Raw genomic sequence first — 16,281 nt, 5'->3', positions numbered from 1 at the left:
ATACCCGGCGTGCTACGCGCCGTGATATCCCACAGGCCAGGTTCAGGATCGGTCGCATCAGAAAGGCTCGTTCTTCACCACCGCATGCACGGTGATATCGAGAGTGTTGTCGCTGCCGCCGAGGATTGAGCCGATCATCGGCGTGATGAACTTCCAGGGATAGGTGATGGTGTAGACGACGACCTCTTTCTTCCCGCCATAGCCGGCCGTGCCGGAATTGTCGTCGTATTTGCCGTTGCCGTTGAGGTCGGTGTAGTTCTCGCCATCGTCGCGCACGCCATTGCCGTTGGCGTCGATGAACGGCTCGGGGCCTGCGGTCATTTCGTCGAAATCGGTAAAGGAGCGGCTGCTGATCTTGACCCTGGCCGGGTCGATCAGAACGCTCGCATCCGCTTCGAGGGCCGCGCGGATCGTCTGCTCGCGGGAGAGCTTGTTCTCCTTATCAGTGTAGCCCGTGCGCCCGAGCCGGGTTGCGGTGTAGCTCGCATGCTCCAGCACGCTTTCGGCGGAGAGATAAAGCCCGAGCTCGACGACCCCCATCATCATGAAGATCAGGAGGGGCGAAATCAGCGCGAATTCCACCGCCGTCGCGCCGTCTTCGTCGCGACGCCACCGCGAACATCTTGTTCGATATCGTCCGAGCATAGTTAACGCCTTACGATGACGTTTTCTTTTGTCTCTTCGAGCCGTCATGTGGCTTGCATCTTCGACCCAAAAAAGCACGAAGCGATTAAAATGCGCTGCATTTGGCGGGAAACCTGCAAGAAGCCTCAATGAGGCGTTAAGGGGCGCGTGAAAAATCCGGAGAAATGTGTCAAAGGGCGCTTCTGAGGCGCCTTTTCCGCGCTTCGGACGATGTTTGCGCCACAACCCCTGTCTTCCATGACTGGAATGGAGTATGGGCGGCGCACATATAAAGGCCCTCATGACAAAGACTCTACGTAACATCGCCATCATCGCGCATGTCGATCATGGCAAGACGACGCTCATCGACGTGCTCCTCAAGAGCTCGGGCTCCTTTCGCGAGGGGCTGCGTGTCGCCGAGCGCGCCATGGATTCCAACGCGCTGGAGCGCGAGCGTGGCATCACCATTCTCGCCAAGGTGACGTCGCTCGTCTGGCACGACGCGCGCATCAACATTGTGGATACGCCAGGCCATGCCGATTTCGGCGGCGAGGTGGAGCGCATCCTCAATATGGTCGACGGCGCCCTCCTCCTGGTGGACGCGGCCGAAGGCCCGATGCCGCAGACGAAGTTCGTGCTCACCAAGGCGCTCGCCGCCGGGCTGAAGCCGATCGTCGTCATCAACAAGGTCGACAAGGGCGATGCGCGCCCCGACTATGTGCTCAACGAAGTCTTCGATCTCTTCGCCGCTCTCGGCGCCTCCGAAGAGCAGCTCGACTTCCCCGTGCTTTACGGCTCTGCCAAGCAGGGCTGGATGGCGGAGACGCCGCAAGGCCAGCATCAGGGCATCGATGCGCTCCTCGATCTCGTCGTGCGCCACGTCAACGCGCCGACCACCGAGGAAGGCCCGTTCCGCATGCTGGCGACGACGCTCGAAGCCGATCCCTTCCTCGGCCGCATCCTTACGGGCCGCGTGCGCTCCGGCGAGATAAAGCCCGGCCAGACGGTGAAGGCGCTGTCGCGCAAGGGCGACGTGGTCGAAAATTTCCGCGTCTCGAAGGTTCTTGCCTTCCGCGGCCTGGAGCGTCAGCCGATCGACAAGGGCGAAGCCGGTGACATCGTCGCTCTCGCCGGCATGAGCGATGCGACCGTCGCCGATACGCTCGCCGATCCGGAGGTGACGACGCCGATCGCCGCCCATCCGATCGATCCGCCGACGCTCTCCATGTCGTTTCGCATCAATGACGGGCCGCTTGCCGGGCGCGAGGGCTCCAAGGTGCAGAGCCGCGTGATCCGCGAGCGCCTTTTGCGTGAAGCGGAAGGCAACGTCGCGCTGAAGATCACGGAATCGACCGACAAGGACGCCTTCGAGGTCGCCGGTCGCGGCGAATTGCAGCTCGCCATCCTGATCGAGACCATGCGCCGCGAAGGCTTCGAATTGACCATCGGCAAGCCGCGCGTCGTCAACAGGACGGACGAGAACGGCGAGGCGCTGGAACCGATCGAAGAGGTCACGGTCGACGTCGACGACGAGTTCTCCGGCGTCGTCATCGACAAATTGTCCACCCGTCGCGGCGAGATGGTGCAGATGCAGCCCTCGGGCGGCGGACGCACGCGCATCGTCTTCTATGTCCCGACCCGCGGCCTCATCGGCTATCAGCCGGAGCTTCTCTCCGACACGCGCGGCACGGCGATCATGAACCGCGTCTTCCACGAATGGCAGCCCTGGCGCGGCGAGATTCCGAGCCGCCAGCGCGGCGTCCTGATCTCCAACGGCACCGGCGCGGCCGTGCCTTACGCGCTGTTCAATCTCCAGGATCGCGGCTCGATGATGATCGGGCCGGGCGAAGCCGTCTATCCGGGCATGATCGTCGGCGAACATTCGCGCGGCAACGATCTCGAGGTGAACGTCCTCAAAGGCAAGCAGCTCACCAATATCCGCTCCGCGGGCAAGGACGATGCCGTGCTTTTGACGCCGCCTTTGAAGCTCAGCCTGGAGCAGGCGCTGTCCTACATCGCCGAAGACGAACTCGTTGAAATCACGCCGCAATCCATCCGTCTGCGCAAGGCGATCCTCGACCCGAACGATCGCAAACGGGCCGAGCGCAGCAAAAAAGATGCCGCTTGACGTATCGACAGTGATTGCTCGAAAGGGGCGAAGCGGCTTACGCTTCGCCCATGAGCGCTGTCGTTATCGATATCCGCTATGCGGAACATTCCGATGCAACCGCCATCGCGGATGTGCATGAGCGTTCCTGGAGCGAGGCCTATGCCGGCATCCTTCCGGCCGTCGCGCTTCGCCAGATGGTCGCCCGCCACGGACCCCGCCATTGGGTGGAGGTGATCGGCCGCAGGCGCAATGTCCTCGTTCTGGAAGTGGGCGGCGTGATCGCCGGCTATGCCACCTTCGGCGTCGCCAGACAGCGCTCCCATGCCCGCACGGCCGAGATCTACGAGCTCTATCTCCTGCCGGAATATCAGGGCATCGGCGGCGGACACCTGCTCTTCGAAGAGACCTGCCGAACACTGAAAGAGCGCGGCTTCACCCGCCTCATCGTCCGCGCCTTGACGGAAAACGCCCGCGCCCTCGAATTCTACGAGCACCGCGGCGGCGAAATCCGCTCCATGGCGCAGACGCTTTTCGGCGAGCGGCGCATGCCCGTCGCGGTTTTTTCGTTCAAGCTCTGAAAACTGCCAGAACGCTCCCCAGAACGCCCACTGGAACGCTCAGACGACCCTCTGAAGCTTCTTCGTGAGTTCGTCCGCATCGCCGGCGAGAAGCAGCACCTTCACGCGGCTCGTCCCGCCTGTTGCAAGCGACACCGAACTCTTCGGAATACCGAGCGCCTTCGCCACCAGATTTTCGAGCGCCTTGTTGGCCGCGCCCTTTTCCGGCACGGCCCGCACGCGCGCCTTTAAGACGGCGCGCCCGTCGGCAAGCTCTTCCACCCCTTCGAGCGCATCCTTGGCGGCCTTCGGCGTCAGACGCACCGAAAGCAGGAGCCCCTCGGAGGTCGCCCTAAACGGCTCGCTCAAAAGACGACGGGATAGATGTAATAGACGATGATCCGCTGCAGCAGAAAGATGAGAAGGATCGCGATGATCGGCGAGATGTCGAGACCGCCGAAGGCCGGCACGAAGCGCCGGATCGGCCGCAGCACCGGCTCCGTCAGCTGATACAGCATGCGCCCGATCGTCGAGACCACCTGATTGCGCGGATTGACGACGTTGAAGGCGTAAAGCCACGAGAAGATCGCGCTGGCGATGATCACCCAGGTATAAAGATTGAGGATCAGAAGGATAACGTCGAGAATGGCGCGCATGGAGGTCCGAGGTGTCTGTGGTGGCAGGACGCTCGCCCATGTAGCTGCCAAGCCGGCGCCTTACAAGGCGTGATCCCGCCGCGCCCCGGCCGTCGAAGCGCGCCCTTCAACACACAGGCGTCGATCTTACGCGACGAGCCGGCAGAGCCGCCGCACCTCTTCGGCCCCATGGGCACCGGAGCTGAGGGCCACTTCGCGGGCGATCCGGTCTTCCTCGCGGCACAGGTCGCGCTTGGCGCGCAGGGCGCGGATGAGGGCATTGGCGGCGCAGCTGCGTGCCGGATCACCCGGCTGATAGACTTCCTGCATCAGGAGTATGATCTTGGCATCTTCGCCCATGGCAAAGTCCCTCCTTCGCAGATGACAACGCCCTTTGATTCAAAAGCGTTTCAACTCCGCGACAGTAAGTGCGCGTTATGCTTAACCGTTGGTTACGCCCCCGCGCAATGAGCCTCTTCCCCCCTGTGGAAAGCGCCCAAGGTCCCTTCTAGCAGCTGAGGCTTGCGCCGGCCGTACCTCCAAACGCGGACGAGCCATCTCCGTGCGCAGACGGGGCTTGCGCAGGCAGGGCTGGCGGCCGCCGCACCGCGCCCGTCAGGCGGCGAGATCGTGATGCGGCAGCTTGCTGCGCTGGCTCACGGCCCAGCCGGAGACGACGACCGGCTCGCGCTCGAAGCGCGGCAGAAGGCTGCGCCCCAGAATATGATCGGCCGCCTTCTCGCCCACCATCAGCGAGGGGGCGTTGAGATTGCCGTTGGTGATCTGCGGGAAGATGGAGGAATCGGCCACTCTGAGCCCGTCGACCCCGATCACCCGGCATTGCGGATCGACGACGGCGCCGACATCGTCGGCCGCCCCCATGCGACAGGTGCCGCACGGGTGATAGGCGCTTTCGACTTCACTCCGCACGAAATCGTCGAGTGCCGCATCGCTCATCGCCCCCGGCCCGGGCGCGAGCTCGGCGCCGGAGAATTCTCCGAAGGCCGGCTGCGCAAAAATCTCGCGCGCCAGCCGGATCGCCGCCCGAAAATCGCGCCAGTCCTGCTCGTGGCTCATATAGTTGAAGCGGATCGCGGGCGCCGTCGCCGCATCCGGCCCATTCAGCCGCACAGAGCCGCGCGAGGGGGAACGCATCGGTCCGATATGGATCTGGTAGCCATGCGCGCTCGCCGCCGCGCTGCCGTCATAGCGCACCGCCGCCGGCAGGAAATGCATCTGCAGGTCCGGATATGCGACGCCCGGCGCGGAGCGGATGAAGGCGCAGGCCTCGAAATGGTTGGTGGCGCCGAAACCCGTGCGCGTCAAAAGCCAGCGCGTACCGATCCGCCCGCGGCCGACGAGCCCGAGATGCGGGTTGAGCGTGACCGGCTTGCGGCATTCCTGCTGCACATAGACTTCGAGATGATCCTGCAGATTGCCGCCGACACCCGGCCGGTCGGCGACGACGTCGATGCCCTCTTCGCGCAAATGCTCCGCCGGACCGATCCCCGAAAGCATCAGAAGCTTTGGCGAATTGATCGACGAGGCGGCGACGATGATTTCCCGTCGTGCGCGGATCGTCTCGCGGGCGCCGCCGCGGGAGACGACGAGCCCGACGGCGCGGCGATCCTCAAACAGGATGCGCTCCGCCAGCGTATTGCTCATGAGCTCGACATTCGCCCGCTTCAACGCCGGGCGCAGATAGGCCTGGGCCGAAGACCAGCGCTGGCCGCGCCACACCGTCATCTCCATCGGCCCGAAACCTTCCTGGGCCGAGCCGTTGTAATCGAAGGTGAGCGGATAACCCGCCTCCGCGCCCGCCCGGATGAAGGCCGAATAGAGCGGATTGCGCATCATGCCGCGCGTCACATGCATCGGGCCGTCGCTGCCGCGCCAGCCGTCCTCGCCGCCATGGCTCGTCTCCAGCCGTTGGAAATACGGCGCGACGTCGGCATAGCCCCAGCCTTCGGCGCCCATCTCCTGCCAGGTGTCGAAATCCTGCGGATGGCCGCGCACATAGACCATGCCGTTGATCGACGAGGAACCGCCGATCACCTTGCCGCGCGGGCAGGCGAGCGAGCGGCCGCCGAGATGCGGCTCCGCCTCGCTGCGATAGCCCCAATCGTAGCGGCTCGTATTCATCGGGATCGAGAAGGCCGCCGGCATCTGGATGAACGGCGAGACGTCGCTGCCGCCATATTCCACGACGAGCACGCTGTTCTGCCCGTCCTCGGACAGCCGGTTGGCGAGCACGCAGCCGGCGGAGCCGGCGCCGATGATGATGAAATCGACGTCACGCATGAGCTTGTTTCCGATTGAGGAGAGCATCGACGGCATGTTCGAGGAGCGCGGCCGCGCCGTCGGGATCGGCGGGCTCCGCGAGCGAACGGCGGATCCACACGCCGTCGATGAGCGCGGCGAGCGTTTCCGCGATCCGCACCGCCTCCTCGCGCGCCACCAGATCCTGCAGCGCGTGCAGGAGATTGCTTTCCAAGCGCCGCGTATAGACGCGCAAGAGCCGGCGCGCTTCGGGCTCCGTCTGCGCCGCCTCGTAGAAGGCGAGCCAGGCGGAGATGACGGCGGGACGAAACTGGGCTTCCGAAAAATTCCCGGCGATGATGGCGCTGATGCGGGCCCGCGGCGTCGCCGCGGTTTTCAGGCATCGCTGCATCTCTTCGCCGAGCTCAGAAAGGAGATGGCGCATGGTGGCGAGCAGGAGCTTGTCCTTGCCGCCGAAATAATGATGCGCGAGCCCGGCCGACACGCCGGCCCGCTTGGCGATCGTGCCCATGGTGATATGCGCCATGCCCTCCTGATGGATGGCCTCGATGGCGGCGTCGATGAGCGCCTTGCGGCGCACGGGTTCCATTCCGATGCGTGGCATTGTCGTCTCCTGCCGCTCTTCTGCTTTTTTTTGATTGATCAGTCAATCAAGCAAACATTGCCATTCCGCAGCGATGGTGTTTCGATGCCGCCGCCGCGTCGGAGGCCGCCTGACGACCCCGCCGCACCGGCGGGCCTGGCGCCTTGAGCCGCGCGGCACGCAATTGAATAACCAAGACGGAGACACCGAATGACGCCCATCGCCCGACAGCTTCTTGCCGCCCTATCCGGCGGCGTCTTTGCCCTGTCGCTCGCGGGTCCGGCGCTGTCCCAAAGCGCCCCCGATGCCTGCAAGACGGTGCGCTTTTCCGATGTCGGCTGGACCGACATCACGGCGACAACGGCGCTGGCCTCTGTGGTGCTGGAAAGCCTCGGCTACGAGCCGGACGTGAAAGTCCTGTCCGTGCCGGTCACCTATGCGTCGCTGAAGAACAAGGACATCGACGTGTTCCTCGGCAATTGGATGCCGACGATGGAGGCCGACATCGCCCCCTATCGCGAGGACGGTTCGGTGGAGACTTTGGAGCCCGCCAACCTCACCGGCGCCAAATACACGCTCGCCGTGCCCGCCTACACCTACGACAAAGGCCTGAAGAGCTTCGACGACATCGCCAGGTTCAAGGACGAGCTCGACGGCAAGATCTATGGCATCGAACCCGGCAATGACGGCAACCGTCTCATCCTCGGCATGATCGAGGACGATCAGTTCGGCCTTGGCGATTTCGAGCTCGTGGAATCCTCCGAGCAGGGCATGCTCGCCCAGGTCGGCCGCGCGGTGAAACGCGACGAGCCCATCGTCTTCCTCGGCTGGGAGCCGCATCCGATGAACGCCAATTACGAGATGAAATATCTCTCCGGCGGCGATGATGTCTTCGGCCCCGATTACGGCGGCGCCACGATCTATACGAATGTCCGCGAAGGCTATCTCGACGAATGCCCGAATGTCGGCCAGTTCCTGAAGAACCTGAAGTTCACGCTGCCGATGGAAAACGAAATCATGGGCGCGATCCTCAACGACAACAAGGAAGGCCGGACGGCCGCCAAGGAATGGCTCGAAGCCCATCCCGACACCCTCGACACATGGCTTGAGGGCGTAAAAACCTTCTCCGGCGAGGATGGCCTGCCGGTGGTCAAGGAAAGCCTCGGAGGCTGAGGCCCCGGCAAACAGCCAAAAATTCCGGGCCGGCGAAGATCTCCGCCGGCCCACCGCAACCCAGGACGGGGATCAGCCGTTCACCGCAAGAAGACAGCGGATGCTCCGCCGTCAGAAGCGGTTGGGAATGCACAAAAAAAACCTGAGATCGCCGGCGGCGGATCGTCTTGAAGAGCTGAAGCGGGAGAACGCCGAACTGAAGGCGCAGCTCGCGGCTTTGGGCGCGGGCGGGAGTGCCTCCGCCGCAGAGGAAGACAATGCCCGGGCCCGCCTGTTGCGCCGCGAAGAGCAGCAGGCGATCGTCGCCGCGCTCGGCAATCGCGCGCTCGCCGGCGCTCCGCTCGACGATCTGTTGGGCGAGGCGGTCTCCGGTGTCGGCAAGGCGCTCGGCTGCGACTACACCGCCATTCTGCGGCTTCTTCCCGATGGCGAGAACTTCCTTCTGACCGCCGGCTCGGGCTGGCGGACGGGCCTCGTCGGAACGCATCTCGTCAGCGCGCGCACGGGCTCCAAGGCCTCCTTCGCTCTCAGCTCCGGACAGCCCGTCGTCACCAGCGACATCGGCCACGAATCCCGCTTCGACCAGAGCGACATTTTTCTCGAACACGGCGTCAAGAGCGGCGTGACCGTCCTCATCGGCAAGAAGGACAACCCCTGGGGCGCGCTCGGCGTGCATGCCTGCGAGACCGAGCGCTTCGTCGCCGAGGACATCGGCTTCGTGCAGGCCGTCGCAAACATTCTCGCTGTGGCGATCGAGCGGCAGCGCGCCGAAACCAAATTGCAGGCGCAGGAACGGCGCCTGCGTCTGGCGCTCGACAGCGCCCATATCGGCACCTGGGTCTGGCACAAGGAAGAGGGCCTCTCCTATTGGGACGAGACCACCTTCGACATCTTCGGCGTTCAGGAACGAAGCGGCCCGCTCACCCATGAGGAGGCCCTCGCCTTCGTCCATCCCGCCGATCGCGAGCGCGTCTCGCGCGAGCTGAAAGCTCTCATCGAGGAGGGCCGGCCGTTATCGATCGAGTTCCGCATCACCCGCTCCGACGGCGAAATCCGGTGGCTCGCCTCGGCCGCCGAATGCCATCGCAGCGACCAGGGCACGCGCGCCTATGGCGTCAATTACGACATCAGCGCCACCAAGAAGGCGCAGGCCGAGCTTGCCGACAACGCCGCCCGGTACCGCCTTTCGCTGCGCGCCGTGGCGGGCGTCGTCTACCAGCGCGACATGACGACGGGCCAGGTAACGGCGAGCGAAGGCCTGGAAAGGCTTGTCGGAGAAAGCCATGGCGGCACCTCCTTCCTGCCCTGGTGGATCGAACGCGTCCATCCCGACGACCGCGACAGGCTGCGTGCCCTCGACGCCGAGCTGCAAAAAGGCGAGCGCGACAGTTTTGAGGCGACCTATCGCGTCCGCCACGCGGACGGCCGTTGGATCGACGTCTGGGACCGCGCCTATCTCGTCTTCGACAAGGAAGGGCGTCCGAGCCGCCTCTTCGGCTTCGCCTCCGATGTGAGCGAGCTCCTCGAGGTGCAGCGGCGCCAGACGGTGCTTCTCGCCGAGCTCGACCACCGCGTGAAGAACATGCTCGCCAATATCAGCGCCATCGCCACGCAAAGCCGCAGCGAGACGCATTCCATCGATTCCTTCATCCGCTCCCTGCGGGGCCGCATTCAGGCGCTCGCGGATGCGCATGAACTCCTGAGCCGCTCCGGCTGGAACGGCGCGCTGTTGCGCGACCTCGTCGAAGGCGCCTTGAGAGCCGCCGGCGGCCGCGCCAATGTCCGCCTCGAAATCGACGGTCCGGATGTGATGCTGCCGCCGCGGCTGACACAGAGCCTCGCCTTGAGCCTGCACGAACTCGCCGCCAATGCCGCCCGCTTCGGAGCGCTCTCGGCGCCGGGAGGCCATCTCAAGATCAGCTGGGAACGCGACGACCTGCGCAACGGCCATCTGTTCTCATGGGACGAGACCGCCCCGGAGGCCCTGCAGCCGCCCGCCAACGAGGGCTTCGGCACTTTCGTCATCCGCTCCATGATGGAGACGGAGCTGCGCGAAAAGGTGCGTCTGGAATTTCGTCCCCAGGGTGTTCTGTGCACCTTCCGCATTCCGCAGATGAAGGAGGCGCCGCGGCACGATTTGCCGGCGGCCGCACGCGGCCGTCAAAACGGCAGGAACGGCGCCGAACCCGCTTTGCCGAAAGGCTCGATCCTGATCGTGGAGGATTCCCCCCTCCTCGCCTCCGTCATGCAGGAGGCGGTGGAAGCGGCGGGCTGGCCGGTCGTGGGCCTCGCCGCCGATGTCGCGGAGGCGCGCCGCATGGTGGCGGAGCGCAGTTTCTCGCTCGCCCTCCTCGACCTCAATCTGCAGGACGAGATTTCGACCGAAGTGGCGCGCGACCTCCGCCGCAAGGGCGTGCCCTATGTCATCGCCAGCGCCTATCGCCCGCAGGATCTTCTGGAGCCGGACTTGGCCGATGCCCCCTATCTGCCGAAACCGATCGACCAGAGAGCGCTCGTCGAAATCGTGCGCCTGTTGATGTCGAGCCCGCTCGAGAGCTTCGCATCCATGTGAGAGGCCGTCGATGTGAGAGGCCGCGATGCATCGACCGGATCGACCGGAGCCCGGAACCAGATGGCGGGCGACCGAGCCGAACGCCCGCGCCCCCCTCTATGGAAGCGCCCCCTCTATGAAAGCGCCGCTCTATGAGCGCGGAGTCAGGACACCATCTCAAAGCCGGCGAGCTGGCGCACGGCGGCTTCGACGGCGACCCGCTCGAACGGCTTGCGCACGATCAGGGCATCCCGCTCCCCGACGGAGCGCAGCACTTCGCTCGGAAAGGCCGTCAGATACATGACCCGCGCTTCATGGAAGCGGCGGATGGTGCTGACGGCGTTGAGCCCGTTGCCCTCGGCGAGGCGGACATCGGCGAGGATGAGATGCGGCCGCTTTTCCGCCGCCTTGAAAACAGCCTCGCTCTCTTTGCTGGCCGTGCCGATGACCTCGATGCCCATGCCCGAAACGATGCCGGAGATGTCGTTGGCAAGAAGCGGCTCGTCCTCGATGATCAGCGCCGACAAGGTCGGCGAAGCGAGCATCCGGTAGCCGTCGTCGACGAGATGCCGCGCCCGGTCCGGGCTGATGCCGAGGATCGTCGCCACGTCCTCCGCCCGAAAGCCGCACACGGCTTTCAGGGCAACGGCTTCGCGTTCTTTCTGCGGCAGACGCAAAAGACCGCCATGCAGCACTTCCTGTCCGATGGCACGGCCGTTGCTGACCCACATCGGCGAGATCTCGGACGCGCCGACCTCATGGAAATGGCGGAAAAGGATGATGAGCGGATCGCCGTGCCCGTCGAGGCGCGCCGGATCGAACCGGCGCAGACAGCGTTCGATCACCTCGTCGGCCTGCGGCAGCGAGCCGAACAGGCAGAAGGCGTAGCGGCGAAGACGAGCCACCGCTTGTTTCACGTCGTCGGAAACCTGCGTGTTCATAATCTCCCCCGATCCGGATGAAAGCCGCCCAATCCGGCCGAAACCCGAAGGATCAACCTAGACGAATGCTGGCGCGACCACATTAACCTGAGCGAACTTAGTATCCAAACGCGCCTCGAGGCGCCAAAAGCGCGTAGCCGCCTAATTACCTTAGACGTGAAACCCCGACAAAATATGGCAGGCTTCGCCGCCGCGGGTGATTCTTGCGCGAAACCGGGCATTGGGGAAGAGAGCAGGCAAACGGTGCCATGACGACCGGTGACGACCGGAAAGACAAAGTCCGTCGCGAGATCGCCGAGCTGATCCCGCATCTGCGCCGCTTTGCGAGGTATCTCGTCCAAAATCCGGAATGGGCGGACGACCTCGTGCAGGAGTGCCTGGTGCGCGCGGTCGCCTCTTTGGGGCGCTATGAAGACGGCACCAATCTGAAAGCCTGGCTCTTCACCATCCTGCGCAACATCTACAAGAACGATCTGCGCAAGAGCGCCAATCGGCGACGGGTCGAAGAGGACCTGACGCATGAGGCGAGCACTCACAGCAAGCCCGGCCAGGAATCCGCCGTGGCTCTCCAGGAGGTGCGCCATGCCTTTGCCCACCTCTCGCCGGAGCATCGCGAGATCCTGCTTTTGACGGCGGTCGAAGGCGTCGGCTACGAGGAAGCGGGCGAGATGCTCGATATTCCGATCGGCACGGTGCGCTCGCGCGTCTCGCGCGCCCGCGCCCGCCTCACCGAGTTCCTGGGGCAAGGCAGTGAGGACGGGACCGCCGCCGGGGAGCCCCGCAGCGCCGAAACCGGAACGCACAACAAAGACGGATAGGGCTCAACGCGCGTGAGCCGCAGGCCCTCTGGTGGGGAAAGCAGGGTCTCTGGGTGGCGTGAAAGAGCGGCCGCGCGCCGCCCTCGCTCGCCGATGTCAGATGCTGAGCTGCGGACAGATTCCCGTGCCGCTCTCGCGGGGCGCGGCCGCAAGGCGAGCCCTCAAATGCCGAACCGGCCGCAGAAACCGGCCGCCGAACCGGTTCACGCGCCCCTGAAAGCCGCTCGGCTCAATCCTCGCGTTTCGTCGTTCTGAACGGAGAATAGTCGGCAGAAGTCCCCGCCCCGTCGCCAGCGGCCGCGACAGATACCTCTTCCGGCGTCTGCGCTGCCCCCCGTAAGCGCCTGAAGCAGGCGCTCCGGCACGTCCTCCGCCAGGACTTCCTCGCCGAGCTTCGCGAGCTGCCTTTGCAGATTGGTGTCGTCCTGCGCGACGGGGGGCGAAGATACCATGGGTTTGCCGCCGAATTGAGTTCGCGGTCTGATCATCTCAACTGCCTTGAACCAGCGCTTCGTCGCGCGATGTTGCTCGACCGCCGGTCCGCTGTCAAACGGCCGCCTACCGTGCGGAAACCGCCTCTGCGCCGCCGTTGACCGCAGCCCCGGACGCCGAAGCGGCGGTCTTGCGGACCGGATTGCTCGGCGCCTTCCAGCGCCCGGCCTTGCGGTAGAGGCTCGCCTCCAGATCGGCAAGCGCTTCGTCGAGGAACGCCCGCATCATCGGCGACACCGACTGCATCACATCCGCGTCGGCGCGCTGCCACAGCGCCTCGATCTCGGCGACCTTCTCCTCACCCTTCTCGGTGAGTTCGATCATGCATTTGCGCTGATCCTGCGGGGCAGTCCGCCGGCGGATATAGCCGTTGCGTTCCAGCCGCACCGTCATCTTCGTCACCGTCGGCGGCTGGATGGCGAGCAGCAGCCCGACATCGGAGAGGCACATGGCGCCCTTTTCCTTGAGCAGCATCAGGACGCCGTCCTGGCCCGGATGCAGATCGATCTCGCGCAATTTCGCCGCCACGAAAACGCGCTGGGCCTTGCCGGCCTGCGAGAGTTTGTAAAGCAGTGTGTCTTGGACCAACACCGTATCCTTCCTCCTCGGTGACGCGCCGATTTCTTCAAGCGCGTCAGTGCATTCGGTGGCAGGAAACACGGCAGTCGGAGGCTGGTTCCGCTCCAGGCTGCTCGAAACGCGCTTTTGTCGCGCGTTCCGCAGGGTCAGTGAAAAGGGCGCCGGACGGCGAGCGCGCGCCCCTTATCCGGCGATATCGCTCTCCGCCGAGACGTCGTTCCGCTCGCGCCGCCTCGGGGCGTTCTGCCGCTCGCGGGCCTTCGCCTTGGAGCGCGCAGCGGCGGCTTTCTGGGCCTCCGCGGTCAGTTTCATCGTCGACACATAGGCGTTTTCCAGATGCGCCCGCATCCGCTGCGCCGCGAGCTCCCGGTCGTTGGCGCACAGCGCATCCATGATCTCCATGTGCTCCTTCACCCAGGTCACGATTCGTTGAACCGGCTGAATGCCTTGATATTCCAGAAGCCGCCGCATCCGGTTCTGGTGCTGGATCGCCTGCACGAAGAAGCTGTTGTTGGAGAAGCCCGCCATCATCTCGTGGAACTGCGCGTCGATGGCGAACAATTCCAGGCTGCTCGGCGCCAGCATCTCGCCCTGTTCCAGGAGCCAAAGATGCCGGGCGCGGGCGCGGTCGAGCGCCACCATGTCGATCTCGAACGTCTCCAGCATCAAAGCGGCGGGCTCCACCATGATGCGGAAATCGTAGCTGTTGCGCATCGCCACCGAGGTGTCGATCGCCGGCTGAAACGTCCAGCCGCGCCCCTTGTTCTTGGTCACGATGCCTTCTTCGGCCATGCGCGACAGCGTGCGCAACAGCACGGCCCGGCTCGTCTTGAAGCGGTCGAGCAGCATCGTCTGGGTGACGGTGTTGGGAATATCCCCCTGCAGACGCTCGCGAATGAGGTCGAGATAGAGCTCGTCGTCGCTGCTGCTCGGCGCCGCCAGGATCGTGCTCTTCAGGGCCGTCCAGCCCTTGAGGAGGACATATCCCTGGTTCGGGCGCGCCCGCACGATCTCTTCCTGGGCGAGGAGAGAGAGCGCCGCCCGCACCGGCGTGCGCGACACGCCGAGCTGGGTTGCCAGCGCCACCTCCGCCAGGCGATCGCCTTCTTCGAGCCGCCGATCTCGCACGATGTCCAGAATCTGATTGGCCAGAGCATATTGGCTCCTGGAACCGCGTTGCCCGTTGGTTTCCTCTCGTCTGGCGCGCATTCGACTCCCCCTGTGGCCTCTGCTTCGATAGATTTGGGTAAACGCTTCGGCGTCCGACGGCAATTCCCCGTTGGACGCAGTAACCGGCACGTAAGTCTCATCTAATCGCGACAGATCTGTCGCCCTCACCCAGTATTCTCGCGGCCGCGTCATTGCGCACCGCGATCTGTGCCGACCCCCGCAAACACCGCATCACATTGCACCAATATGTGCATTTCGTCCATTGCCGACTCAATCATAAAACTTGCCGGGGAATTCCAGCAATAAGAAATCACCGACGGTTGAAAATGCTTGGGGGATAAACAGTGACGCTCTGGGCGCTACGCCGATGCCAGCAAAGAGCGCATATCTTCGCCGCTTGTCTTTAATCTGTACAAATAAGCTAAAATAAGACGCAATGGGGTCGCACCCGCGCCGAGGCGATCGGGGCACGGACCTCACAATTTCTGCGACAGTGCGCGGAGATCCGGTTTGCCGTCTAACTTTCTTCCGACACCATTGCGTGAGGAAGGTCGAGCGCCACGCATCCCGGCTCGCCCGGCGGCAGAAACGGCGCCGGCCGCCCCTGCAGCCGCCTCACGAAACCTTCGAGCCGGTAGGCCTCCCGCCGCAGTTTTCCGAAGCGCCCGCTGACGAGGCACACCGCCATGCTGCCTGCCAGCCGCAGAACGGCGAGCGCCCGGCTCCCCCGCCCCGCACCTTGCCCGATTTTCTCCATCACATAGGCGTGCGACCAGCCGAAAGAGATGTCTTTGACGCGGTTCGATTTCGCGGCCGGGCGGGCGGAAGGCCCGGACGACCGGTTGCCGAGATGCACCGCCTCCGCCTCGGCCACATAGATGATCGGGCGCCGCGCCGCCCGGTAGCGGAAGGCGAGCTCGTCGTCTTCGAAATAGAGAAAGATCGCCGGATCGAAACCGCCGAAGGCGAGGAACGGCGCCACCCGGACGAGCATCACCGCCCCCGACAGCATCGCGATGCAGGCGTCGCCGTCGGGCGGACGGCGGTGCTTCTGGCGCCGTTCCAGCGCCGAATCGACCCGAAAGAACACCTTGCCCGTCTCGTTGACGATGCGCGGCACGAAGAGCGCGCAGTCCGGATAGCGCTCCGCCGCGGCAAGAAGCGCCGCGACGGCATCCTCCGACATCGCCGCATCCGGATTGATGACGAGCGCGAATTCGGTCGTGACGGCGGCAAGCCCGGCCATCACGCCGCGGCCGAAACCGCAATTCACCTCGAACGCCAGAATGCCGAGGCCCCGCTCCCTGGCCGCCGCCTGTGTGGCGTCCGAGCTGCCGTTGTCGACGACGAGGCCCGGAAGCCGTGCCGAATGCGCGCCCTGCCAGCGCAGCGCCTCGGCCGAATTGTAGGCGACGGTGACGAGCGTGACGTGTCGGGCCAAATCCGCGCGGCTCGGCGCATCACCACCTGTCCCGGCGCTGCTCGCCACCCGCTCCATCCCCTCGTTCGTCACGCCGCGCTCCTGAAATCCGATGCCGCCGCCCTTGCCCGACCGCCAGCCCCTTGTCGAGGCCCCCGTGTCGAGGCCCCGTGTCGAGAGCCACTTGTCGAGCCCCGTGTCGAGGGCCGCCTCTCGAAAGCCCCCATCCAGAGCCGGGCCTCATCGGCCTTTCACATCAATGATGCACACGCGACCCTGGCGAAGGGCCCGTCCCGCGCTACCATTCGCCACATCGCTCGCACGGCCGGCGCCAGAAGCGCAAAGCTC

Annotated in this window: 15 protein-coding genes; 5 read left to right on the top strand and 10 right to left on the bottom strand. The window is 64.8% G+C overall.

Translation table 11 applies throughout. The features are described from left to right. Positions 1-57: 57 nt before the first annotated feature. Entirely contained in the window at positions 58-645 is a 588-nt protein-coding gene (locus tag L0F51_RS16465) for a TadE/TadG family type IV pilus assembly protein (protein WP_234630233.1), read from the bottom strand. 280 nt (positions 646-925) lie between these two features. Here L0F51_RS16465 and typA point away from each other — a divergent pair, with 280 nt between their 5' ends. After that, entirely contained in the window at positions 926-2,752 is a 1,827-nt protein-coding gene (typA, locus tag L0F51_RS16460; protein WP_234630232.1) for a translational GTPase TypA, read from the top strand. Positions 2,753-2,802: 50 nt separating this feature from the next. Further along, positions 2,803-3,312 carry a GNAT family N-acetyltransferase gene (locus L0F51_RS16455; RefSeq protein ID WP_234630231.1) on the top strand — a complete coding sequence of 170 codons (510 nt, stop codon included), beginning with the start codon at positions 2,803-2,805 and terminating at the stop codon, positions 3,310-3,312. Between the two features lie 39 nt (positions 3,313-3,351). On the opposite strand, the gene L0F51_RS16450 is transcribed toward L0F51_RS16455, so the two are convergent. From L0F51_RS16450 to betI, 5 genes are all read right to left on the bottom strand, one after another. Then, positions 3,352-3,660 carry a DUF167 family protein gene (locus L0F51_RS16450; protein ID WP_234630230.1) on the bottom strand — a complete coding sequence of 103 codons (309 nt, stop codon included), beginning with the start codon at positions 3,658-3,660 and terminating at the stop codon, positions 3,352-3,354. Beyond that, positions 3,657-3,947 carry a YggT family protein gene (locus L0F51_RS16445; RefSeq protein ID WP_092813306.1) on the bottom strand — a complete coding sequence of 97 codons (291 nt, stop codon included), beginning with the start codon at positions 3,945-3,947 and terminating at the stop codon, positions 3,657-3,659. Before L0F51_RS16445 ends, L0F51_RS16450 begins: the two co-directional genes overlap by 4 nt. Before the next feature lie 126 nt (positions 3,948-4,073). Further along, complete coding sequence (locus tag L0F51_RS16440; protein ID WP_092813303.1) at positions 4,074-4,286, bottom strand: hypothetical protein; 213 nt, start codon at positions 4,284-4,286, stop codon at positions 4,074-4,076. A gap of 255 nt (positions 4,287-4,541) precedes the next feature. Further along, the gene (betA, locus tag L0F51_RS16435; protein ID WP_234630229.1) at positions 4,542-6,227 is read right to left on the bottom strand and encodes a choline dehydrogenase; all 1,686 of its coding nucleotides are present in this window, start codon (positions 6,225-6,227) and stop codon (positions 4,542-4,544) included. Beyond that, the gene (gene betI, locus L0F51_RS16430) at positions 6,220-6,810 is read right to left on the bottom strand and encodes a transcriptional regulator BetI (protein WP_234630228.1); all 591 of its coding nucleotides are present in this window, start codon (positions 6,808-6,810) and stop codon (positions 6,220-6,222) included. Before betI ends, betA begins: the two co-directional genes overlap by 8 nt. 189 nt (positions 6,811-6,999) lie before the next feature. Here betI and L0F51_RS16425 point away from each other — a divergent pair, with 189 nt between their 5' ends. Continuing rightward, on the top strand, positions 7,000-7,962 hold the full coding sequence (locus L0F51_RS16425; protein WP_234630227.1) for a choline ABC transporter substrate-binding protein: 963 nt from the start codon (positions 7,000-7,002) through the stop codon (positions 7,960-7,962). Positions 7,963-8,089: 127 nt separating this feature from the next. Beyond that, a complete protein-coding gene (locus tag L0F51_RS16420; RefSeq protein ID WP_234630226.1) occupies positions 8,090-10,534 on the top strand; it encodes a PAS domain-containing protein in 2,445 nt (814 codons plus the stop codon). 143 nt (positions 10,535-10,677) lie between these two features. Here L0F51_RS16420 and L0F51_RS16415 read toward each other — a convergent pair whose 3' ends face one another. Continuing rightward, positions 10,678-11,454, bottom strand: a complete 777-nt coding sequence (locus L0F51_RS16415) for a response regulator (RefSeq protein ID WP_234630225.1) — start codon at positions 11,452-11,454, stop codon at positions 10,678-10,680. 248 nt (positions 11,455-11,702) lie between these two features. Between L0F51_RS16415 and L0F51_RS16410 the strand changes: the two genes are divergently transcribed. Continuing rightward, on the top strand, positions 11,703-12,272 hold the full coding sequence (locus tag L0F51_RS16410; RefSeq protein ID WP_234630224.1) for a sigma-70 family RNA polymerase sigma factor: 570 nt from the start codon (positions 11,703-11,705) through the stop codon (positions 12,270-12,272). Between the two features lie 558 nt (positions 12,273-12,830). Here the strand turns inward: L0F51_RS16410 and L0F51_RS16405 are convergent. From L0F51_RS16405 to L0F51_RS16395, 3 genes are all read right to left on the bottom strand, one after another. Next, positions 12,831-13,352 carry a MarR family winged helix-turn-helix transcriptional regulator gene (locus L0F51_RS16405; protein WP_234630223.1) on the bottom strand — a complete coding sequence of 174 codons (522 nt, stop codon included), beginning with the start codon at positions 13,350-13,352 and terminating at the stop codon, positions 12,831-12,833. A gap of 174 nt (positions 13,353-13,526) precedes the next feature. Further along, a complete protein-coding gene (locus tag L0F51_RS16400) occupies positions 13,527-14,552 on the bottom strand; it encodes a GntR family transcriptional regulator (RefSeq protein WP_234630222.1) in 1,026 nt (341 codons plus the stop codon). A 478-nt stretch (positions 14,553-15,030) separates the two neighbouring features. Further along, a complete protein-coding gene (locus L0F51_RS16395; protein ID WP_234630221.1) occupies positions 15,031-16,026 on the bottom strand; it encodes a glycosyltransferase family 2 protein in 996 nt (331 codons plus the stop codon). Positions 16,027-16,281: the final 255 nt, after the last annotated feature.

It is taken from the genome of Afifella sp. H1R, assembly GCF_021462425.1.
GTDB classification, from domain to species: domain Bacteria; phylum Pseudomonadota; class Alphaproteobacteria; order Rhizobiales; family Afifellaceae; genus Afifella; species Afifella aestuarii.
The sequence above is the reverse complement of the archived record's forward strand: the minus strand, read 5'-3'. Positions and strand labels throughout refer to the sequence as shown.